Source organism: Polaromonas sp. YR568 (assembly GCF_943369675.1).
In the GTDB taxonomy this organism is placed as follows: domain Bacteria; phylum Pseudomonadota; class Gammaproteobacteria; order Burkholderiales; family Burkholderiaceae_C; genus Polaromonas.
The window spans coordinates 1-20,442 of the sequence record NZ_CALROB020000012.1; the positions used below are offsets into that span (position 1 = coordinate 1).

The window sequence follows — 20,442 nt, forward strand, 5'->3', positions numbered from 1 at the left end:
CCGGGGTATTCGGTGGTGCGGAAGGATTGCGCCTTCATGCGGCCGCTGGCCTGGATGCGGATAAAGCCCTCGCCCGCCGTCACGGTGGCGCCGGCTTCGCGCAGCTTGTCGATCACGGCGTCGAGGTGGTCGGCGCGGCCGTGCTTGAGCACGACGTCACCGCCGGCGGCCGCCACTGCGCACAGAAATGTGCCGGTTTCAATGCGGTCGGCCACCACCTGGTGCGTGCAGCCGTAGAGGCGCTCCACGCCCTGGATGCGGATGCGGCGCGTGCCGTGGCCTTCGATCTTCGCGCCCATCTTGATGAGCATTTCGGCCAGGTCGCCGATCTCCGGCTCCTGCGCGGCGTTTTCCAGGATGGTCTCGCCCTCGGCCAGGCTGGCGGCCATCAGGAAGTTTTCAGTGCCGGTGACGGTCACCATGTCGGTGGTGATGCTGGTGCCCTTGAGCCGCTTCTGGCCGGCCGGCAACTTGGCCAGCATGTAGCCGTGCTCTACCGCGATCTCGGCGCCCATGGCCTGCAGGCCCTTGATGTGCTGGTCCACCGGGCGCGAGCCGATGGCGCAGCCGCCGGGCAACGACACGGTGGCTTCGCCGAAGCGCGCCAGCAGCGGGCCCAGGGCCAGCACGGAAGCGCGCATGGTCTTGACCAGTTCATAAGGCGCCTCGGGCGAGCTGAGCTTGCCGGCGTTGATGCGCACCGTGCCGTCGTCGCCACGCTCGGCTTCCACGCCCATGTTGCGGATCAACTTGAGCATGGTGGCCACGTCCTGCAGGCGCGGCACGTTGTGCAGCGTCACCTCGTCGGCCGTCAGCAGCGCGGCGCAAAGTTCGGGCAAGGCGGCGTTCTTGGCGCCCGAAATTTCGACCGTGCCGGCCAGCGGCTTGCCGCCTTTGATGAGTAGTTTGTCCATGTTTTTTTAGCTCGCGTTGCCGTTGTTGTTGGCCCATTCGGTGGGCGTATAGGTTTTCATCGACAGCGCATGCACCTCGTCGGTCTGCATGCGGCCGCCCAGCGTGGCGTAGACCTTCTGGTGGCGCTGGATCAGGCGCTGGCCTTCAAAGGCGCTGGACACCACGGTGGCGTACCAATGGCGGCCGTCGCCCGACAGCTCGATGTGCTCGCAGGGCAGGCCTGCGGCGATGATGGATTGCAATTCTTCGCTGGTCATAGCTTACCTATTGGGCACGAGAGGAGTGGCTTCGCAAGCAGGGGCCGCGGAACTGGCTTTGCCAGGCCGCAGGCGCAGCGCCCCCTCGGGGGGCAGAGAGCGACACGAAGTGCGCGAACGTGGGGGCTCATAGCTTAGTGCCTGATTTTGTAGCCGGTGCGCAGCATATTCACCGCGATGGCGCTGACGACCAGCAGAGCGGTCGCCACGATGCCCAGACTGAGCCAGGGCGAAACATCGCTGACGCCGAAAAAGCCGTAGCGGAAACCGTCGATCATGTAGAAGAAGGGATTCAGGTGGCTGACCTTCTGCCAGAAGGGCGGCAGCGAGTGGATGGAATAAAACACGCCGCTCAGGAAAGTCATGGGCATGATGACGAAGTTCTGGAATGCCGCCATCTGGTCGAACTTCTCGGACCAGAGGCCCGCGATCACGCCCAGCGCGCCCAGCATCGCGGCGCCCAGCACCGCGAACAGCACGATCCACAGCGGCGCCACAAAAGAAGGTTGGCCGAAGAACGCCGTGACGGCAAAAACGCCCACACCCACCAGCAGGCCGCGCGCGACCGAGGAGCCCACATAGGCGAAAAACCAGTGCCAGTGCGACAGCGGCGTGAGCAGCACAAACACCAGGCTGCCCATGATCTTGCTCTGGATCAGCGAGGAGGAACTGTTGGCGAAGGCGTTCTGCAGCACGCTCATCATCACCAGGCCGGGCACCAGGAAGGCGGTGTAGCTGACCTGGTTGTAGACCTTCACCTGGTCCTGCAGCACGTGGCCGAAGATCAGCATGTAGAGCACGGCGGTCAGCACCGGCGCGCCCACGGTCTGGAAACCCACCTTCCAGAAGCGCAGGGTTTCCTTGTAGAGCAGTGTTTGCCAGCCGGTCATGTTGCCACTTTCGCGAGATCTACCGCCACGGCCGCGGTTTCGGCCACCGGTTTTTTGTTCATGACGTCGAGGAAGACGTCTTCGAGGTCGGCTTTGCGGATTTCAACGTCCTCGGCCACCAGGCCCGCCTCGCGGATCGCCGCGAGGTATTGCTCGATGTCATGGGCGTTGTGCGCCGGGAACTGCACGATGCGGCCGGTGATGCGGGCCTGCACGGCCAGGTGCGCGGGCAGTTCACTGTCGATCTTGAAGCGCAGCACGTTGGAAGACGCCGCCTTGAGCAATTCGGAAGTTTGCGCCAGCGCCACCACACGCCCCTGCTTGAGCATGGCGATGCGGCTGCACAGTGCCTCGGCTTCTTCGAGGTAATGCGTGGTCAGCAGCACCGTGCTGCCCTGCTTGTTGAGTTTGGCGATGAACTGCCAGAGCGTCTGGCGCAGCTCCACGTCGACGCCGGCGGTGGGCTCGTCCAAGACGATGACCTGGGGTTTATGCACCAGCGCCTGCGCCACCAGCACGCGGCGCTTCATGCCGCCCGAGAGCTGGCGCATGTTGGCGTTGGCCTTGTCGGCCAGGCCCAGGCTGACCAGCAGTTCGTCTATCCAGTCGTCGTTGTGCTTGATGCCGAAATAGCCGGACTGGATGCGCAGCGCCTCGCGCACGGAGAAGAAGGGGTCGAACACCAGTTCCTGCGGCACCACGCCGAGCTTGCGCCGGGCGCTGGCGTAATCGCTGAGCACATCGCTGCCATGGACCTTGACGGTGCCGCTGCTGGCGCGCGACAGGCCGGCCAGGATGCTGATGAGGGAGGTTTTTCCGGCGCCGTTGGGGCCCAGCAGGCCGAAAAATTCGCCTTGCCGGATGTCGAAACTGACGTCGTCCAGCGCCTTGACGACGGGCCCCGTTTGATTTCGCGAGGAAGAGTAGGTTTTGGAGACGGACTGGAATGAGATCGCTGGCATGAGCCCGCCATTTTAAGGGCGTATGCCGCTTTCCAGCCGGGAGGGCGATGGAATGCCCTTGGCGGGACCGCTGCGAGCGGCCGTACCTGCTGCAGCGCTCAGGCCGCAGCGGCAGGAATCAGTTCGGCCACACCGTACAAGCCCGCCAGCTGGCGCAGGCGGGGCGGTAAGCCCGCCACCGAAAAATCCTTGCCGGCGGCCAGCGCCTCACGCCGGCATTCCAGCAGCACCGCTAAAGCAGAGGAGTCAAATTCCTTGAGCGCGCCCGCGTCCGCCACCACGCCGGCCGGCTGGGCCAGCACGGCCTGCTTCAGGCCGCGGGCAAAACCTGCGGCTTCGGCGTGCGTCAGGATGGGGGGAAGCGTCAGCACCGGCAATTCGTCCGCTCAGGACTTTTTGGCGGCCGCGCCGGTGTTGGACTGGTTGCGCTGCACCAGCGAGGCGATCAGGCCGTCCACGCCCTTGGTGCTGATTTCCTGCGCGAACTGCGTACGGTAGGTTTCCACCAGCCAGACGCCGAGCACGTTCAGGTCATAGATCTTCCAGCCCGTGGGGGTCTTTTCCATGCGGTAGTCCAGCTGGACGGGGTCGCCCCGGCCCAGGACTTCGGTGCGCACCACCACTTCGGTGTCGGCAGCCTCCGCGCGCAGCGGCTTGACGTTGACGCTCTGGTCGCTCACCTGTGCCAACGCGCCGGAGTAGGTACGGATCAGCAGGGTTTTGAACTCGTCCTGCAGCTTCTTTTGCTGCTCGGGCGTGGCCTGGCGCCAGTTGCGGCCCACGGCGGCAGCCGTCATGCGGGTGAAGTTCACGTTGGGCATGATCTTGCTGTCGACCAGGGACAGCACCTTGGTCAGGTCGCCGGCTTTGACGGCCTTGTCGGTCTTGATGTTGTCCAGCACTTCAGCGGACACGCGTTTGATCAGGGCGTCGGGGGCCTCGACCTGTTGGGCGCGGACGAAAGGCGCGGCGCCCAGCAAGGCGAGGCTGAGGGTGGCGGTCAACAAATGGCCAAGGGTTCTGCGTTTCATGGTGTTCCTTCGGTGGCGAAACATGCGGTTGCCAGCTTGCGGCATCAGGGTCGATGCATTACATGCTGGAAACCGATGGTTCGATGGAGATTCTGCGGGATTGCTTCCGGTCTGGGGATGAAGTTATTCGGCAGTCTTGTAAATATTGTCTGGATACCGCTTAAACAAGGCCTTTTTTGGCCCTGTTCAGCCTGTTTCACTTCTTACTTGGCTGCGGGTGCGGGCGTCGCCGGTGCACCTTCAGGCAAATCGAAGCGCTCTTCCTTTTCGACCGGGGCATTGCCGATCAGGCTGCTGCGGCGCTGCTGGTAAATTTCACGGGTGAAGCTGTATTTATCCAGGGCCGCCTGGTCGAGTACGTCACCGGCGCCCAGCAGGTTGGCGCGGCCGTTAACCACGCGCAGCGTCGTCAGCGAATTGCGCACGCGGACATTGCTGGCCTGGGTCACCAGGTCCAGCTGCGAGTCCACCACCAGGCCGGCGGTATCGCGCACCGTGGAGGGGCCCAGCAAGGGCAGTACCAGGTAGGGGCCGGAACCCACGCCCCAGACACCCAGGGTCTGGCCGAAATCTTCCGAGTGTTTCGGAATCTTCAATTCCGTGGCCACGTCAAAAATGCCGCCCAGGCCCCAGAGGGTGTTGGTCGTGACGCGGGCCAGGCTGTCGGCGGCGTATTCACCCTTGCCCTGCAGCAGGTTGTTGACGATAGCCCAGACATCCGAAATATTGCCGAAGAAGCTGGTGACGCCGGTGCGCACCGGCTGGGGCGTGACGTCGCGGTAGACGGTGGCCACTGGCTTGAGGACGGCGCGGTCCACGCCTTCGTTGAAACCGAACATGGCGCGGTTGAACGGCTCCAGCGGATCGGTTGGATTGGCGCCCGGCCCGGTTGCACACCCCTGAAGCAGCGTCACCGCCAGAACCGCCGCGCCTGCCCACCCTGTTGACTTTTTCATCGTGTTATTGCTCGTCATTTTTTTTCTGTCGTCGCTGGTGGCGGTGCAGACCCTGATCCGGAACTGCTGTCCGCCGCTTTACTGTATAAAAACTGGCTGATCAGATTCTCAAGTACTACGGCAGATTGCGTGTTTTTGATCACGTCTCCCGAAGTAAAATTTTTCTCGTCGCCGCCGGCTTCCACGCCGATGTACTGCTCACCGAGCAAGCCGCTGGTCAAAATTTTCAGCGAGCTGTCCTTCGGAAATACATAACGGCTCTCCATGGCCAGGTTGACGCTGGCTTGGTAGGCCTTGTCGTCGAAAGTGATGTTTTCAACCCTTCCGACCACCACGCCGGCACTTTTTACCGCGGCGCGCGGCTTCAGGCCGCCGATATTGTCGAATTTCGCCGTGATCTTGTAAGAAGTGTCGAAATTCAGTGAAAGAAGGTTCGCGGACTTCAGTGCCAGGAACAGGATGGCCGCGCCCCCTATCAGGACAAACAGGCCAACCCAGAGGTCATTTTTGGAGCGTTGCATGGTTTTTCTTTCAGTGGCCCCAAAGGGCAGCCCTGCACCAACCATCCAAGGCGAACACTGGAACGGTGGATTTTCTCATGGGCGGATTAAAAATGTTTTAGGGTGGTCTAAAGGCCGCATCAAAGGCTGAACATCGACGCGGTGAGCAGGAAATCCAGCCCCAGCACGGCCAGCGAGGCCACCACCACGGTGCGTGTGGTGGCGCGCGAGACGCCTTCGGGCGTGGGCTGGGCTTCAAATCCCTGGTGCAGGGCGACGAAGGTGACGGTCACGCCGAAGACAAAACTCTTGATGATGCCGTTGCCGACGTCGCGCCAGACGTCCACGCCCGATTGCATCTGGCTCCAGAAGGAGCCTGAATCTATGCCTATCATGACCACCCCGACCAGCCAGCCGCCCAGGATGCCGACGGCGCTGAACACCGCGGCCAGCAAGGGCATGGCGATGATGCCGCCCCAAAAACGCGGCGCCAGGATGCGTCGGATAGGGTCGACGGCCATCATTTCCATGGCCGACAGCTGCTCGCCGGCTTTCATCAGGCCGATTTCGGCGGTCAGGGCCGTACCGGCACGGCCGGCGAATAGCAGCGCCGTGACCACCGGCCCCAGTTCGCGCACCAGGCTGAGGGCCACCAGCAGGCCCAGCGCCTCGGCGGAACCGTATCGCTGCAGCGTGTAATAACCCTGCAGGCCCAGCACAAAGCCGACAAAAAGCCCCGACACCCCGATGATGGCCAGCGAATAGTTGCCCAGAAAGAAAATCTGGTCGCGCACCAGGCCGAAGCGCGCCAGCGCCGGCCCGCTCAGGGCCACCAGGCGCGACATCAGCCGGGCGGCGTAACCCATCTCGGCCAGTTGCCGGCGTGTGGCAAAGCCGAGGTCGGACACCAGGCGCACGGGGCTGTAGCGGCTCATGCGCGCTCCTTTTTGGCCGCGTCCGCGTTGCCGAAGTCGGCCTCTACGCCCGGCCCGGGGTAATGGAATTTCACGGGGCCTTCGCTCTCGGCGTTGACGAACTGGTGCACCAGCGGGTCGGCGGAGCGTCTGACTTCATCAGGTGTGCCCTGCGCCGCGATGCTGCCGTTGGCCAGGATGATGACCTTGTCGGCGATGCGGAAGGTTTCTTCGAGGTCGTGCGAGACGACGATGCTGGTGATGCCCAGCGTGTCGTTGAGCTGGCGTATGAGCTGCGCGGCGGTGCCCAGCGAGATCGGGTCCAGCCCGGAGAAGGGTTCGTCGTACATGATGAGCTCGGGGTCCAGCACGATGGCGCGCGCCAGCGCCACGCGCCTGGCCATGCCGCCGGAAATCTCACTGGGCATCAGGTCGCGCGCGCCGCGCAGGCCCACGGCGTTGAGTTTCATCAGCACGATGTCGCGGATCAGGCGCTCATTCAGCGCGGTGTGCTCGCGCAACGGGAAAGCCACGTTGTCGAACACGCTCAGGTCGGTGAACAGCGCGCCGAACTGGAACAGCATGCCCATGCGCCGGCGGGCCGTGTAGAGCTCTTCCTGCACCAATTTCCCGACGTCCTTGCCGTCAAACAGCACGGCGCCGCCGGTGGCCTTCTGCTGGCCGCCAATCAGGCGCAGAACGGTCGTCTTGCCGCCGCCCGAGGCGCCCATCAGCGCGGTGACTTTGCCCCGGGGCACGGACAGGGTGACCCCGTCCAGAATGACGCGGTCACCCGCGGAACCGGGGTAGGAGAAGGTCACATCCTTGAATTCAACCAGTGAAGAAGCGGAGATGTCGGCCATGGAAAAAGGAGAGGCCGACGGTCGTGTCGGCGGTGCTAGGGGAATGCCCTAATGATACGAGGTTTGACCTGGCGCTTCCCGGGAAGTAATACCAGACATGAATACCCGTAAGGACTGTGCCGGCGGCACAACGGCGTAAGCCCGCCGTCACCATGGCGGCGCTGGAGCCGGACGGCCTTGGACCGGCGTTCGCAGGAAGGCCCTTGAGCCCCAGGCGCAGCCTGGGTTTGTTCGACCGTTTTGGCGCTCAGCGCGGCAAGTCGCTGTAACCCATCAAAAACTCGTCGACGGCGCGCGCGGCCTGGCGGCCTTCGCGAATCGCCCAGACGACCAGGCTCTGGCCGCGGCGGATGTCGCCGGCGGCAAACACCTTGGGCACGTTGGTGGCATAACCGCCCGTGAAGTCGGTGCCGGCCTTGGCGTTGCCGCGGTTGTCTTTTTCGATGCCGAAGGCGTCCAGCACGGAAGCCACCGGCGAGATGAAACCCATGGCCAGCAACACCAGGTCGGCCTTGAGGGTCTGCTCGGAGCCGGGTACCTCGACCATCTTGCCGTCTTTCCATTCGACGCGAACGGTCTTGAGGCCCGTGACCTTGCCTTTTTCGCCCATCAGCTCCTTGGTGGAGATGGCGAACTCGCGCTCGCAGCCTTCCTCATGCGACGAAGAGGTACGCAGCTTGATGGGCCAGTAAGGCCAGGTCATGGGGCGGTTTTCTTCTTCGGGCGGCTGGGGCATCAACTCGAACTGCGTGACGCTGACGGCGCCGTGGCGGTTGCTGGTGCCGACGCAGTCGGAGCCGGTGTCGCCGCCGCCAATGACGATGACGTGCTTGCCGTCGGCGCGCAGCTGGCCCTTGACCTTGTCGCCGGCGTTGACCTTGTTCTGCTGGGGCAGGAATTCCATGGCAAAGTGCACGCCGTCCAAGTCGCGGCCGGGCACGGGCAGGTCGCGCGACTGCTCGGCGCCGCCGGTCAGGATCACGGCGTCAAAGTCTTTTTGCAGCTGCTCGGGACTGATGCTTTCCTTGGCCCAGTTGGTGACTTTGGAGTCCTTGGGCAAGGCGCCGACCATCACGCCGGTGCGGAAGTTCACGCCTTCGGCTTTCATCTGGTCGACGCGGCGGTCGATGTGGATTTTCTCCATCTTGAAGTCGGGAATGCCGTAGCGCAGCAGGCCGCCCACGCGGTCGTTCTTCTCGAACAGGGTCACCTCGTGGCCGGCGCGCGCCAGCTGCTGGGCGGCGGCCATGCCGGCGGGGCCGGAGCCGACAACGGCGACTTTTTTGCCGGTCTTGTGCTTGGGCATGACCGGCTTGACCCAGCCTTCGGACCAGGCGCGGTCGATGATGGCGTGCTCGATGGACTTGATGCCGACGGCCTCGTCGTTCACGTTCAGCGTGCAGGCGGCTTCACAGGGCGCCGGGCAGATGCGGCCGGTGAACTCGGGGAAGTTGTTGGTGCTGTGCAGCGTGTCGATGGCGTTTTTCCAGTCGGCTCTGAACACCATGTCGTTGAAGTCGGGAATGATGTTGTTGACCGGGCAGCCGCTGTTGCAGAACGGCGTGCCGCAGTCCATGCAGCGTGCGGCCTGCTTGTTGGCTTGCGCGTCGTCCAGCCCGATGACAAATTCGCGGTAGTTCTTCAGGCGCTCCGGCACGGGCTTGTAGCCCTCCTCGATGCGCTCGTATTCCATGAAGCCGGTGATTTTTCCCATGATGAGGTCCTGTGCGATTCTTTTAACTTTTCAGGCCGCCGGCCCGTGCCTGACTACGGCAAGGGACGCGGGCGGCGGCGATGAATTCCATGCAAGCGTGAGGTCCAGCGGCGCCTACTTGGCGGCCACCGCTTCCTGGTTGGTGGCGACCTGGGCGCGGGTGGTCTCGGTGGCAGCTTCCAGGCGGCGCTCCTTGCGCTCGATCAGGGCCTTCTTGTATTCGTTCGGGAAGACCTTGACGAACTTCAGGCGCGACTCGCTCCAGTTGTCCAGCAGTTCGCGCGCGCGCTTGCTGCCGGTCCAGCGGTTGTGGTCCTGCAGCAGGCGCTTGAGCAGTTCCTCATCGCTCTGTTCGGCATGCCAGTCGGCCTTGTCATGGGTGTGCTGTTCGGCCGTGGTGACGATGCGGTCCATGGAGACCATGGAGGTGTTGCAGCGCGTGGCGAACAGGCCGTCCTCGTCATACACATAGGCCACGCCGCCGCTCATGCCGGCGGCGAAGTTGCGGCCGGTCTTGCCCAGCACCGCGACGGTGCCGCCCGTCATGTATTCGCAGCCGTGGTCGCCCGTGCCTTCAACGACCGCCGTGGCCCCCGAAAGCCGCACGGCGAAACGCTCGCCGGCCACGCCGCTGAAGAAGGCCTCGCCGGTGGTCGCGCCGTAGAGCACGGTGTTGCCGACGATGGTGTTCTTCACCGCGTCGCCGCGGAAGTCAATGCTGGGGCGCACCACGATGCGGCCGCCGGACAGGCCCTTGCCGGTGTAGTCGTTGGCGTCGCCTATCAGGTACATGGTGATCCCCTTGGCCAGGAAGGCGCCGAAGGACTGGCCGCCCGTGCCTTCCAGCTGGATGCGCAGGGTATCGTCGGGCAGGCCTTGCGGATGGTGGCGCGTCAATTCGCCCGACAGCATGGCGCCGACGGTGCGGTTGACGTTGCGCGCCACCTCGATGAACTGGACTTTTTCGCCCTTTTCAATCGCTGCCTTCGATTTTTCGATCAGGCGCACGTCCAGCGCTTTTTCGAGCGCGTGGTCCTGCTCCATGACGTGCATGCGCGGCACGTCGGCCGGCACGTTGGGCTGGTAGAACAGGCGGGCGAAATCCAGGCCGCTGGCCTTCCAGTGTTCGATGCCCTTTTGCGTGTCGAGCAGGTCGGCGCGGCCGATCAGGTCGTCGAACTTGCGCACGCCGAGCTGCGCCATGAGCTGGCGGGCCTCTTCGGCGACGAAGAAGAAGTAATTGACGACGTGCTCGGGCTTGCCGCTGAATTTCTGGCGCAGCACCGGGTCCTGCGTGGCCACGCCGACGGGGCAGGTGTTGAGGTGGCACTTGCGCATCATGATGCAACCTTCGACCACCAGCGGCGCGGTGGCGAAACCGAACTCGTCGGCGCCCAGCAGCGCGCCGATGATGACGTCGCGGCCGGTTTTCATCTGGCCGTCGGCCTGCACGCGGATGCGGCCGCGCAGGCGGTTGAGCACCAGGGTCTGCTGGGTTTCGGCCAGGCCGATTTCCCAGGGCGAGCCGGCATGCTTGATGGACGACCAGGGCGAGGCGCCCGTGCCGCCGTCATGGCCGGCGATCACCACGTGGTCGGACTTGGCCTTGGCCACACCCGCCGCGATGGTGCCGACGCCGACTTCGCTGACCAGCTTGACGCTGATGCTGGCGCGCGGGTTGACGTTCTTCAGGTCGTGGATCAGCTGGGCCAGGTCCTCGATCGAATAGATGTCGTGGTGCGGCGGCGGCGAGATCAAACCGACGCCGGGCACCGAATAGCGCAGGGAGCCGATGTATTCGCTGACCTTGCCGCCGGGCAATTGCCCCCCCTCGCCGGGCTTGGCGCCCTGCGCCATCTTGATCTGGATCTGGTCGGCCGACACCAGGTATTCGGCCGTGACGCCGAAGCGGCCCGACGCGACCTGCTTGATGCGCGAACGCAGCGAGTCGCCGTCCTGCAGCGGCAGGTCGACCTCAACCTGTTTCGGGCCGATCACGCTTTTGAGCGTTTCGCCCTTCTTGATCGGGATGCCCTTGAGCTCTTGCCGATAACGGTTGGGGTCTTCACCGCCCTCGCCCGTGTTGCTCTTGCCGCCTATGCGGTTCATGGCAACGGCCAGGGTGGCGTGGGCTTCGGTGCTGATGGAGCCCAGCGACATGGCGCCGGTGGCAAAACGCTTGACGATGTCCTTGGCCGGCTCGACTTCGTCGATGGGGATGGCTTTGGACGGGTCGATCTTGAACTCGAACAGGCCGCGCAAGGTCATGTGGCGGCGGTTCTGGTCGTTGATCAGCTGGGCATATTCCTTGTAGGTGTTCCAGTTGTTGGAGCGCGTGGAATGCTGCAGCTTGGCAATCGCGTCGGGGGTCCACATGTGGTCTTCGCCGCGCACGCGCCAGGCGTATTCGCCGCCGGCGTCCAGCATGTTGGCCAGCACCGGGTCGTCGCTGAAGGCGGCGCGGTGCATGCGCAGCGCTTCTTCGGCGATTTCGAACACGCCCATGCCTTCGACCTGGCTGGCGGTGCCGGTGAAGAACTTGGCCACGGCGTCGCGGTTCAGGCCTATGGCCTCGAACAGCTGCGCGCCGCAGTAGCTCATATAGGTAGACACGCCCATCTTGGACATGATCTTGGACAGGCCCTTGCCGATGGCCTTGGTGTAGTTGTAGACGGCTTTCTCGGTGCTGAGGTCGCCCGGCAAGCCCTTGGACAACTCGCCCAGGGTTTCCATGGCGAGGTAAGGGTGCACGGCTTCGGCGCCGTAGCCGGCCAGCACGGCGAAATGGTGCACTTCACGCGCGGACCCGGTTTCCACCACCAGGCCGGCCGTGGTGCGCAGGCCTTCTTTCACCAGGTGCTGGTGGATGGCCGACAGGGCCAGCAGGGCCGGGATGGCGACCTGCGTGGCGCTGATGCCGCGGTCGCTCACGATCAGGATGTTCTTGCCGTCCTTGATCGCGTCGACCGCCTCGGCGCACAGCGACGCCAGCTTGGCCTCGACGCCCTCGTGGCCCCAGGCCAGCGGGTAGGTGATGTCCAGGGTGTAGCTCTTGAACTTGCCTTGGGTATGCGCTTCGATGTCGCGCAGCTTCTGCATGTCGGCCACGTTGAGCACGGGCTGGCTGACTTCCAGCCGCATGGGCGGGTTGACCTGGTTGATGTCCAGCAGGTTGGGCTTGGGTCCGATGAAGGACACCAGCGACATCACGATGGCTTCGCGGATCGGGTCTATGGGCGGGTTGGTCACCTGCGCGAACAACTGCTTGAAGTAGTTGTACAGCGGCTTGTTCTTGTTGGACAGCACGGCCAGCGGGCTGTCGTTGCCCATGGAGCCCGTGGCTTCCTCGCCGTTGGCGGCCATGGGGGACATCAGGAACTTAATGTCTTCCTGGGTGTAGCCGAAGGCCTGCTGGCGGTCCAGCAAAGGGATGTTGGAAACGGCGGGCGCGGTCACCGGAGCGGCTTTTGCAGCCTTGCCGGCCACGTCGTCGAGCTTGATGCGCAGGTTTTCGATCCACTGCTTGTAAGGCTTGCTGTGCGCCAGCGTGGCCTTGATTTCCTCGTCGTCGACCATGCGGCCCTGTTCCAGGTCGATCAGGAACATCTTGCCGGGCTGCAGACGCCATTTGCGCACGATTTTGTGCTCAGGGATGGGCAGCACGCCCGATTCCGAGGCCATGATGACCAGGTCGTCGTCCGTCACGCAGTAGCGCGAGGGGCGCAGGCCGTTGCGGTCCAGCGTGGCGCCGATCTGGCGGCCGTCGGTGAACACGATGGACGCCGGGCCGTCCCAGGGCTCCAGCATGGCGGCATGGTATTCATAGAAGGCCTTGCGGCGCTCGTCCATGGTGGTGTGCTGTTCCCAGGGCTCGGGAATCATCATCATCACGGCCTGGCTGATGGGGTAGCCGGCCATGGTCAGCAACTCGAGGCAGTTGTCGAAGGTGGCGGTGTCGGACTGGCTGGCAAAACTGATGGGGTAGAGCTTTTGCAGGTCGGCGCCCAGCACCGGCGAGGACATCACGCCCTCGCGCGCCTTCATCCAGTTGTAGTTGCCCTTGACGGTGTTGATCTCGCCGTTGTGCGCGACATAGCGATAAGGGTGCGCCAGCGGCCACTCGGGGAAGGTGTTGGTGGAAAAGCGCTGGTGCACCAGACCGAGCGCCGAAACGCAGCGCGTGTCGGTCAAATCACGGTAGTAGGTGCCTACCTGGTCGGCCAACAGCAGGCCTTTGTAGACCACCGTGCGGCTGGACATGCTGGGCACGTAATATTCTTTGCTGTGCGTCAGGCGCAGGTTCTGGATGGCGGCGCTGGCGGTCTTGCGGATCACATACAGCTTGCGCTCCAGCGCGTCCTGCACGATGACGTCGTTGCCGCGGCCGATGAAGATCTGGCGCAGGATGGGCTCTTTGGCGCGCACGGTGGGCGACATGGGCATGTCGCGGTTGACCGGCACGTCGCGCCAGCCCAGCAGCACCTGGCCTTCGGCCTTGACGGCGCGCTCCAGCGCCTGCTCGCAAGCCAGGCGGGAGGCGTGCTCTTTCGGCAGGAACACCATGCCGACGCCGTATTCGCCGGGCGGCGGCAGCTGAACGCCTTGCGTTGCCATTTCTTCGCGGTACAGCGCGTCGGGCAGCTGGATCAATATGCCGGCGCCGTCGCCCATGAGCTTGTCAGCCCCCACTGCGCCCCGGTGGTCGAGATTTTCGAGGATCTTCAGGCCTTGCTGGACGATGGCATGACTTTTGTGCCCCTTGATGTGCGCCACGAAACCGACGCCGCAGGCATCGTGCTCATGGGCTCCGGAGTACAAACCGTTTTCTTCAAAATGCTTGATTTCAGCAGCCGTGGTCATGGCAATTCCTCGTCAGGTGGGGATGACGGCGATGCAGGATGGCCCCGAAAAAAGGCCGACAACGCTTCCATCCGCAAGGTTCATAATTTTTCGCAGGGAATGGGAGCATAGTGCACTGCAACAACAATGCCAAGCACTTTAAATGGGGTCAGATTCTAATTAAATACCCATAAAATCAATCAAGATTTATTTGGGGACATATTAAATTTGATAGCAATAAACTCAGGGCTGGTCACGCTTAACCTGCTGAAGAACCCTCTTTTGGCGCCATGGGTGGTCGCCCTGCCCGGTTTTTGGTCACGCGGCGCTCCGTGCGTTTTTGGAGTTCGGCCAGAAAATCCTCACCACCCAGCGCCCAGCCGCTGAGGGCCGAGCGCGTCAGCAGGTCCTGCTGCTCCAGCGTGATGCCGGCACGCACCAGTTCGGCGTAGGCCGCTTCACGCGCGAAGGGCGTGTTGCCCAGCGCCCAGACCAGTGGATGCGGCGTCAACAGGCTGTCGACCCGCAAGCCGGCGTAATGGCCGTGGCTGGACCACAGGTAGTCTTTGGCTTCGGCCACCAGCCCCGCGCGCACCGGGTTGAGGTCCAGGTAGGCCATGCAAGGCAGCAGATAGCGTTCGGCGTCGACCACGGTGGCGCGGTAGCGCCCTTCCCACAAGGTGCCGAAGCGCCCTTGGCTGTCGTTGTAGTAGCGCACGTAACGCCGCCCGGCCGCCTGCATCATTTGCGGCAGGCCGTCCGCCGTGGAAGGCGTGGCCAGCAGGTGGAAGTGGTTGTCCATCAGCACATAAGCATGCAGGGCGACGCCGAATTTGCGGGCGCTTTCGCCGAGCAGGCCCAGCAGCATCTGATGGTCGGCGGCGCAAGAAAAGACGGCCTGCCGGTTGTTGCCGCGCTGGATCATGTGGTGGGGATAACCGGGAAGCGTCAGACGGGGAAGACGGGCCATGGTGCATTGAATGGAGTTTGCACCATGGTATTCGAATCTGACCCCAATTTCTCGCCCCGAACCGCTGCGCGCGATCCTGAGGCCGGAGGTTTAACGAACCACTTTGCCGTCAGGCGTGATGGTGACCAGGTCGATGGCGCGCACCGATTCGTATTTTTTCGGGCGCAAATTGACGCGAAAGCCGCCCACGTCGTAATCCGTCATGGACTCAAACGCCTTTTGCAGGCCGGCCCGGTCGGGCTTGCCGCTGCCCGCAGCGCTGCGGCGAACGCCCTCAGCAAACGTCTTGGCGGCGATATAGCCTTCCACGCTTTCATAACTCGGCGTCTGGTCGGTCTGGTTCAGCACGTCCAGGTATTCCTTGATGATAGGCGTGCCGGTGCTGCGCGGCGAAGGCACAACCTGCGAAATCACGACGCCGCCGATTTCCTTGCCCAGGGCGCTGAACAGCGGATCAATACCGACCACCGAGAAATTCAGGAACTGGCCGCCGAAACCTGCCTGCCGCATCTTGCGGATAAAAGCCGCCGACGAATTGAACAGGCTGACCTGGATGATGGCCTGGGGCTGCGCTTTCATCAGCAATGCCACGGCCGCGTCGACCTTGTCGCTGTTGACCGGCGACAGCGCGCTGCCGACGATGGCCGGGCGCTTCAGGTCTATAAGCGCCTGGTTGACGGCCGCCAGGCCGCCGCGCCCCATGGCGTCGTCTTCGGCGAACACGGCGATGCGGTCCTGGTTCAGCGTGGCGCAATGGCGCGCGATCTTGTAGGCCTCATCGGCCAGCGCGGGACGCACATGGAACACGTTGCTGAGCGCGGGATCGTGCAGCGCATCGGACGCGGCAAAGGGCGCAAAGAACAAGGTGCTGGAAGCTTTGGCCGCGGCGAAAGCGGCATCGCAGCTGGCCGTGCCGGTGAAGCCGAAGAGCGCGTCAACGCCCTCGTCGATGAGTTGCTTGGCATTGGCGGCGGCCTTGGCCGGGGCGTAGCCGTCGTCCAGGGCCTTGACTTCAATCTTGTAGCCGCCCGCGCCGTTTTTGGCATTGATGGCGTCGAAAAAAATCTTGGCGCCATTCAGGTAGGCCAGGCCGATCTGGTCGGCGGCGCCCGTGAGCGGCACCGATTGCCCGACGACGATTTTCCGCGCGGTCTTGCTTTGCGCCCACAACACGGGGCTTGCTACCGCGGCGCCCGCAGACACCCCACTGAGAATTAATTGACGCCTATTGAAGCCCATGACAACACCTTTGGAGATAGGGAATAGCTAAGCAGGTTTGATGCCTGCATCGCAAAGCGCGCCAACTGTTAAAAAAGTCACGAACTGAGCGCAGATAGCAAGCGTAATCCGTGCCGGCCCGGAAAAACAGCGGGGAAATGCCAACACGTCATAAGCCCATGTTCTTCGCTGTGGCCTTTTGTTTGTGCTTTCGTCCCGCTTTGGTATTTATATTTTTCCGGTCCGGGCCGCTATGCGCCCTACCGCACGCATGGCCGGCAAACGCTGCAACTGCAGCGCCAGCACGAGGCCCAGCGCGGAACTGGCCGCCGTGACCCAGCCCGTCCATTGCCAGCTTCCGGTGGTGGCGGCCACCCAGGCCACCAGCGGCGGGCCCGCGAACTGGCCCAACGCCGACCATTGCTGCATCCAGCCCACGGTGGTGGAAACGGTGTCCGTGCCGGGGGCCAGCCGGACGGCCAAGCTGAACAAGGTGGCGGGAACCAGGCCGCCCAGCATGGAAAAACCCAGGATCGCCAGGTACTGCAGCACAGGTGAAACCTGCGGTGCAAAAGCCAGCAGGGCGCCGCCCGCCATCACCAGAAAGCCGGTGCCCAGCAGGGCCAGCGGTCGCACGCCGCGGCCCAGCAGCCGCCCGGCAGCGACGTTGCCGATGATGTTGACGGCGGCGGCGAACGCCGTGAGCGGGCCCGCCCAGGCGCCGGCCACACCTGCCTGGGCGTAGATGGACGGCAAAAAGCCCACCACCGCGAGCCATTGCCCCGAATACATCGCAAAGGCCATGGCCAGAAGCCAGGCCGCGCGCGAACGCAATGTCGCGCCTATCAGCCGGCCACTGGAAGAATGAGCGGACGCACCGATGGTTGCGGGCGATTCCGCCGGCACCCGCCAGGCGACAAGCAGCGCCAGCACCCCGGCCATGGCGGCCAGCAGCCACCACAGGATGCGCCAGCCCCATTGCGGCGCACCGAGACTGATCACACAAGGCCCGGCCAGCAAGGCCAGCGAGGCGCCCAGGGGCATGTAAGCGCCCCACATACCCAGCATGCCGTTCAGTTTTTCCGGTGGCACCAGCCGGCGGACCAGGGCCGGCGCCGGCAGGACCACCCACAAAAATCCCAAGCCCTCCAGCACACGCGTGGCAAGCAAGCCATACGCATTGGGGGCCATCGCACCCAGCGCGCCGGCCAGCGCCAGCACACACAGGCCGCTGACCATGCTGCGCTTGAGCCCCACACGCTGCACGGCCAGGCCCGTCACCAATCCCAGCGCCATCCCCGCGAGTTGCACGAGCGACAGTAAAAAGCCCGCCTGCAGCAACGAAACCCCCAGCACCTGGCCCAGCACCGGCAAGGCCGGCGGCAGCTTGCCGACCTGCAGCGCGGCCACCACGCCAGCCGCGATCACGTACCAGGCGGCGCGCGGGTTGAGGGTGGTGTCCGGCTTGAACTCAGACACACGGATGAAGCGCGAGTTGCAATGTCAGGCCGAAAAAGCAGCCCGTCCCTTGAGGCGCTCATGCTCTTTGGCGGCAAAGCGGTCTGTCATGCCGGCGATGTAGTCGGCCACCACCCGCTCCGGCTTGGCGCCCGCGGCGTGCGGCGCGTCTATGCCATCGAAGCGGTCGATGTGGGCTTGCGGCATCTGCGCCGGGTCGGCCATATAGGCTTCGAACAACTCGCGGACCACCTCCTTGGCGGCCAGCGTGGTTTCCACCACTTTCGGATGGCGATAAAGGTTTTGCAGCAGGAAGCGCTTGAGCGACGCGGACTGCTGCGCCATCTCGGGCGTGAAGCAGACCAGCGCCGGGACCTGGCGCACGTCGTCGACGCTGGCGGGCGCCGCCGTGTGAATGGCGGCCCAGGTCGCATCCATCACGTTGTAGACCTGCGCGCTGAGCATGCGCCGTATGGTCTCAAACAGCAGCCGGCGGCCCTGCAGGCCGGGATGGGCCAGCCGCGTTTCGCGGCAGTACTGGCTGAAAAGCTCCACGTCCTCGAGCTGCTCCAGCGTCAGCAGGCCCGAGCGCACGCCGTCGTCGATGTCGTGCGCGTTGTAGGCAATCTCATCGGCCAGATTGGCGAGCTGGGCCTCAAGGCTGGGTTGCTGCCAGTGCGGGCCTTCGGCCGGCTGCTCCACAAAGCGGCGCGCCACGCCGCCCGGTTCGCGCGCCTCGATATGGCGCGCATTGCGCCTGGAGCAGTGTTTGAGGATGCCCTCGCGCGTCTCGAAGGTCAGGTTCAAGCCGTTGTAGGCCGGGTAACGCTCTTCCAGCGCATCCACGACACGCAGGCTTTGCAGGTTGTGCTCAAAGCCGGCGCTCTCGGGATAGCCGGCTTTGAGGCAGGCGTTCAGGGCATCCTGGCCCGCATGGCCGAAGGGCGTGTGGCCCAGGTCGTGGGCCAGCGCGACAGCTTCCACGAGGTCTTCATTGAGCTGCAGCGTGCGGGCGATGGAACGCCCCAGCTGCGCGACCTCCAGCGAATGGGTCAGGCGGGTGCGGAACAGGTCGCCTTCATGGTTCAGGAAGACCTGGGTTTTGTAGACCAGCCGGCGAAAGGCCGTGGAATGCACGATGCGGTCGCGGTCGCGCTGGAATTCGGAGCGCGTGGGCGCTGCCGGCTCGGCATAACGGCGGCCGCGCGATAACGCGGGATCACAGGCATAGGGCGCCAGGCTCATGGTTCAGGCCTTCGGGGGCATCACGCGCAGCACCGGTCAATCACGCCGCGCACCAGCGCATCGGGCGCGCTGCGAAGCGCCGCCTTGCCGGGGCCGTCGATCAGGATAAAGCGAATCTCACCGGCTTCGGATTTTTTATCGATGCGCATCAATTCCAGGTAGCGGCCGGAATTGTCTGTGGCTGACAGCACAGGCGCCCTGACCGGCAAGCCGGCACGCTGAACCAGCCGGGTCAGCCGTTCGACAAAAGCCATATCGACCAGGCCCAGGCGTTCGGACAGGTGCGCGGCCATCACCATGCCGCAACCCACGCCCTCCCCGTGCAGCCATTCGCCATAGCCCAGGCCGGATTCAATCGCGTGGCCGAAGGTATGGCCGAAATTCAGGATGGCGCGCAGGCCGGCTTCGCGCTCGTCCTGGCCCACCACCCAGGCCTTGATCTCGCAGCTGCGCTGGATCGCGTGGGCCATGGCCGCGGGTTCGCTGGCCAGCAGGCCGTCAAGGTTGGCCTCTATCCATTCCAGGAAGGCCATGTCGGCAATCGGCCCGTATTTGATGATCTCTGCCAGGCCCGCGCTCAATTCGCGCGCAGGCAGCGTCTGCAGCGCGTTGAGGTCGCAAACCACCAGCAGCGGCTGGTAGAACGCGCCAATCATGTTTTTGCCCAGCGGGTGGTTGATGGCCGTCTTGCCGCCCACCGAGGAATCCACCTGCGCCAGCAAGGTGGTGGGCACCTGCACAAACGGCACGCCGCGCATGTAGCTGGCCGCGGCAAAACCCGTCATGTCGCCGACCACGCCGCCGCCCAGCGCAAACATGACTGTTTTGCGGTCGCAGCCGTTTTCCAGCAAGGCATCAAAGATCAGTTGCAGCGTCGGCCAGTCCTTGTGGGCTTCACCGTCGGGCAAAGTGACGAGCAGCACCTTGGCGTAACGCTGCTTCAGCGCCTGGCTCAGTTGCGCCGCATACAGGGGCGCCACCGTCGTGTTCGACACCACCAGCGCGGTGGCGGCTTTCGGAAGATCCTGATACGTCAGCGGGTTGCCAAGCAGCCCGTTGCCGATGGCGATCGGGTAGCTGCGCTCGGCCAGTTCGATCTGGACCCGCGCCGCCGTGGGGGAGGAATTTGCATGCATGGGGGAAGTGTAGAGGTACTCGGCCCGGCAAGCGCCTCGGGCCTAGGGCGAAGGCATCAGGCCGGCCAGATCCAGCTGCATGAGGATCATGTTCACCAGGGTCGACACCGAAGGGCGGCCGGTCTCGATGACGAAATGGGCGGTTTCCCTGTACAGGGGGTCTCGGGCGGCGTAAAGGTCCCTGAGCCGGGCCAGCGGGTCGGCGACCTGGAGCAAGGGCCGGTTCTGGTCGTGCCGCAGGCGGCGAAACACTTCCTCTGGAATGGAGTGCAGGTAGACAACCTGCGCACGCTCTCGAAGATGCAGGCGATTGGCCGGGCGCAATACGGTTCCGCCACCGCTGGACAGCACGCACGGCTCGCCTTGAGTCAACTCGTCGATGACTTGCTGCTCTATATCGCGGAAAGCGTTTTCGCCTTCGCGCTCAAAAAACTCGCGGATGGAGCAGCCGATGCGCTGCTCTATCACCTGGTCCGAGTCGATGAATCGCAAGCCCATCTTGCGCGCCAGGTGCCGGCCGACGGTGGATTTCCCCGAACCCGGCAGGCCCACGCAGGCGATTCTCAAGGGGTTT

At 64.1% G+C, this 20,442-nt stretch carries 18 protein-coding genes; all 18 read right to left on the reverse strand.

Features of this window, described 5'->3' with window-relative positions; translation table 11 throughout:
• Window positions 1–914 (reverse strand): UDP-N-acetylglucosamine 1-carboxyvinyltransferase (locus ACLV8F_RS08390; protein ID WP_411883780.1); only part of this gene is annotated, 914 nt, incomplete at its 3' end.
• Between the two features lie 6 nt (window positions 915–920).
• Complete coding sequence (locus ACLV8F_RS08395) at window positions 921–1,172, reverse strand: BolA family protein (protein WP_411877415.1); 252 nt, start codon at window positions 1,170–1,172, stop codon at window positions 921–923.
• A gap of 134 nt (window positions 1,173–1,306) precedes the next feature.
• Window positions 1,307–2,062 carry an ABC transporter permease gene (locus tag ACLV8F_RS08400; RefSeq protein WP_411883781.1) on the reverse strand — a complete coding sequence of 252 codons (756 nt, stop codon included), beginning with the start codon at window positions 2,060–2,062 and terminating at the stop codon, window positions 1,307–1,309.
• On the reverse strand, window positions 2,059–3,024 hold the full coding sequence (locus ACLV8F_RS08405) for an ABC transporter ATP-binding protein (RefSeq protein ID WP_411883782.1): 966 nt from the start codon (window positions 3,022–3,024) through the stop codon (window positions 2,059–2,061). Before ACLV8F_RS08405 ends, ACLV8F_RS08400 begins: the two co-directional genes overlap by 4 nt.
• A 98-nt stretch (window positions 3,025–3,122) precedes the next feature.
• Window positions 3,123–3,395, reverse strand: coding sequence for a lipid asymmetry maintenance protein MlaB (locus ACLV8F_RS08410; RefSeq protein ID WP_411883783.1), 273 nt, complete (start codon window positions 3,393–3,395; stop codon window positions 3,123–3,125).
• A 15-nt stretch (window positions 3,396–3,410) separates the two neighbouring features.
• The gene (locus tag ACLV8F_RS08415; protein WP_411883784.1) at window positions 3,411–4,055 is read right to left on the reverse strand and encodes a phospholipid-binding protein MlaC; all 645 of its coding nucleotides are present in this window, start codon (window positions 4,053–4,055) and stop codon (window positions 3,411–3,413) included.
• Window positions 4,056–4,258: 203 nt separating this feature from the next.
• The gene (locus ACLV8F_RS08420; RefSeq protein ID WP_411883785.1) at window positions 4,259–5,029 is read right to left on the reverse strand and encodes a VacJ family lipoprotein; all 771 of its coding nucleotides are present in this window, start codon (window positions 5,027–5,029) and stop codon (window positions 4,259–4,261) included.
• Window positions 5,026–5,532 carry an outer membrane lipid asymmetry maintenance protein MlaD gene (mlaD, locus tag ACLV8F_RS08425; RefSeq protein WP_411883786.1) on the reverse strand — a complete coding sequence of 169 codons (507 nt, stop codon included), beginning with the start codon at window positions 5,530–5,532 and terminating at the stop codon, window positions 5,026–5,028. The genes ACLV8F_RS08420 and mlaD overlap by 4 nt, the downstream gene beginning before the upstream one ends.
• A gap of 119 nt (window positions 5,533–5,651) precedes the next feature.
• On the reverse strand, window positions 5,652–6,446 hold the full coding sequence (gene mlaE, locus ACLV8F_RS08430; protein ID WP_411883787.1) for a lipid asymmetry maintenance ABC transporter permease subunit MlaE: 795 nt from the start codon (window positions 6,444–6,446) through the stop codon (window positions 5,652–5,654).
• Window positions 6,443–7,288 carry an ABC transporter ATP-binding protein gene (locus tag ACLV8F_RS08435; protein WP_411883788.1) on the reverse strand — a complete coding sequence of 282 codons (846 nt, stop codon included), beginning with the start codon at window positions 7,286–7,288 and terminating at the stop codon, window positions 6,443–6,445. The genes mlaE and ACLV8F_RS08435 overlap by 4 nt, the downstream gene beginning before the upstream one ends.
• A gap of 247 nt (window positions 7,289–7,535) precedes the next feature.
• Window positions 7,536–9,002, reverse strand: a complete 1,467-nt coding sequence (locus ACLV8F_RS08440; RefSeq protein WP_411883789.1) for a glutamate synthase subunit beta — start codon at window positions 9,000–9,002, stop codon at window positions 7,536–7,538.
• Between the two features lie 114 nt (window positions 9,003–9,116).
• Complete coding sequence (locus ACLV8F_RS08445; RefSeq protein ID WP_411883790.1) at window positions 9,117–13,862, reverse strand: glutamate synthase-related protein; 4,746 nt, start codon at window positions 13,860–13,862, stop codon at window positions 9,117–9,119.
• Between the two features lie 238 nt (window positions 13,863–14,100).
• Window positions 14,101–14,811: a transposase gene (locus tag ACLV8F_RS08450; RefSeq protein ID WP_411883791.1), complete on the reverse strand. Its 711-nt coding sequence runs from the start codon at window positions 14,809–14,811 to the stop codon at window positions 14,101–14,103.
• A gap of 90 nt (window positions 14,812–14,901) precedes the next feature.
• Window positions 14,902–15,984: an ABC transporter substrate-binding protein gene (locus tag ACLV8F_RS08455; protein ID WP_411883792.1), complete on the reverse strand. Its 1,083-nt coding sequence runs from the start codon at window positions 15,982–15,984 to the stop codon at window positions 14,902–14,904.
• A 273-nt stretch (window positions 15,985–16,257) separates the two neighbouring features.
• The gene (locus ACLV8F_RS08460; protein WP_411883793.1) at window positions 16,258–17,508 is read right to left on the reverse strand and encodes a CynX/NimT family MFS transporter; all 1,251 of its coding nucleotides are present in this window, start codon (window positions 17,506–17,508) and stop codon (window positions 16,258–16,260) included.
• 24 nt (window positions 17,509–17,532) lie between these two features.
• The gene (locus ACLV8F_RS08465; RefSeq protein ID WP_411883794.1) at window positions 17,533–18,732 is read right to left on the reverse strand and encodes a deoxyguanosinetriphosphate triphosphohydrolase; all 1,200 of its coding nucleotides are present in this window, start codon (window positions 18,730–18,732) and stop codon (window positions 17,533–17,535) included.
• 20 nt (window positions 18,733–18,752) lie between these two features.
• Window positions 18,753–19,868: a 3-dehydroquinate synthase gene (gene aroB / locus ACLV8F_RS08470; RefSeq protein WP_411883795.1), complete on the reverse strand. Its 1,116-nt coding sequence runs from the start codon at window positions 19,866–19,868 to the stop codon at window positions 18,753–18,755.
• 42 nt (window positions 19,869–19,910) lie between these two features.
• Window positions 19,911–20,435 carry a shikimate kinase gene (locus tag ACLV8F_RS08475; RefSeq protein ID WP_411883796.1) on the reverse strand — a complete coding sequence of 175 codons (525 nt, stop codon included), beginning with the start codon at window positions 20,433–20,435 and terminating at the stop codon, window positions 19,911–19,913.
• Window positions 20,436–20,442 lie beyond the last annotated feature (7 nt).

Coding starts and splice junctions, on each gene's coding strand:
- ACLV8F_RS08440 (WP_411883789.1), bottom strand. CDS start 9,002: ATGGGAAAAATCACCGGCTTCATGGAATACGAGCGCATCGAGGAGGGC.
- mlaE (WP_411883787.1), bottom strand. CDS start 6,446: ATGAGCCGCTACAGCCCCGTGCGCCTGGTGTCCGACCTCGGCTTTGCC.
- ACLV8F_RS08400 (WP_411883781.1), bottom strand. CDS start 2,062: ATGACCGGCTGGCAAACACTGCTCTACAAGGAAACCCTGCGCTTCTGG.
- mlaD (WP_411883786.1), bottom strand. CDS start 5,532: ATGCAACGCTCCAAAAATGACCTCTGGGTTGGCCTGTTTGTCCTGATA.
- ACLV8F_RS08465 (WP_411883794.1), bottom strand. CDS start 18,732: ATGAGCCTGGCGCCCTATGCCTGTGATCCCGCGTTATCGCGCGGCCGC.
- ACLV8F_RS08415 (WP_411883784.1), bottom strand. CDS start 4,055: ATGAAACGCAGAACCCTTGGCCATTTGTTGACCGCCACCCTCAGCCTC.
- ACLV8F_RS08435 (WP_411883788.1), bottom strand. CDS start 7,288: ATGGCCGACATCTCCGCTTCTTCACTGGTTGAATTCAAGGATGTGACC.
- ACLV8F_RS08445 (WP_411883790.1), bottom strand. CDS start 13,862: ATGACCACGGCTGCTGAAATCAAGCATTTTGAAGAAAACGGTTTGTAC.
- ACLV8F_RS08395 (WP_411877415.1), bottom strand. CDS start 1,172: ATGACCAGCGAAGAATTGCAATCCATCATCGCCGCAGGCCTGCCCTGC.
- ACLV8F_RS08405 (WP_411883782.1), bottom strand. CDS start 3,024: ATGCCAGCGATCTCATTCCAGTCCGTCTCCAAAACCTACTCTTCCTCG.
- ACLV8F_RS08420 (WP_411883785.1), bottom strand. CDS start 5,029: ATGACGAGCAATAACACGATGAAAAAGTCAACAGGGTGGGCAGGCGCG.
- ACLV8F_RS08450 (WP_411883791.1), bottom strand. CDS start 14,811: ATGGCCCGTCTTCCCCGTCTGACGCTTCCCGGTTATCCCCACCACATG.
- aroB (WP_411883795.1), bottom strand. CDS start 19,868: ATGCATGCAAATTCCTCCCCCACGGCGGCGCGGGTCCAGATCGAACTG.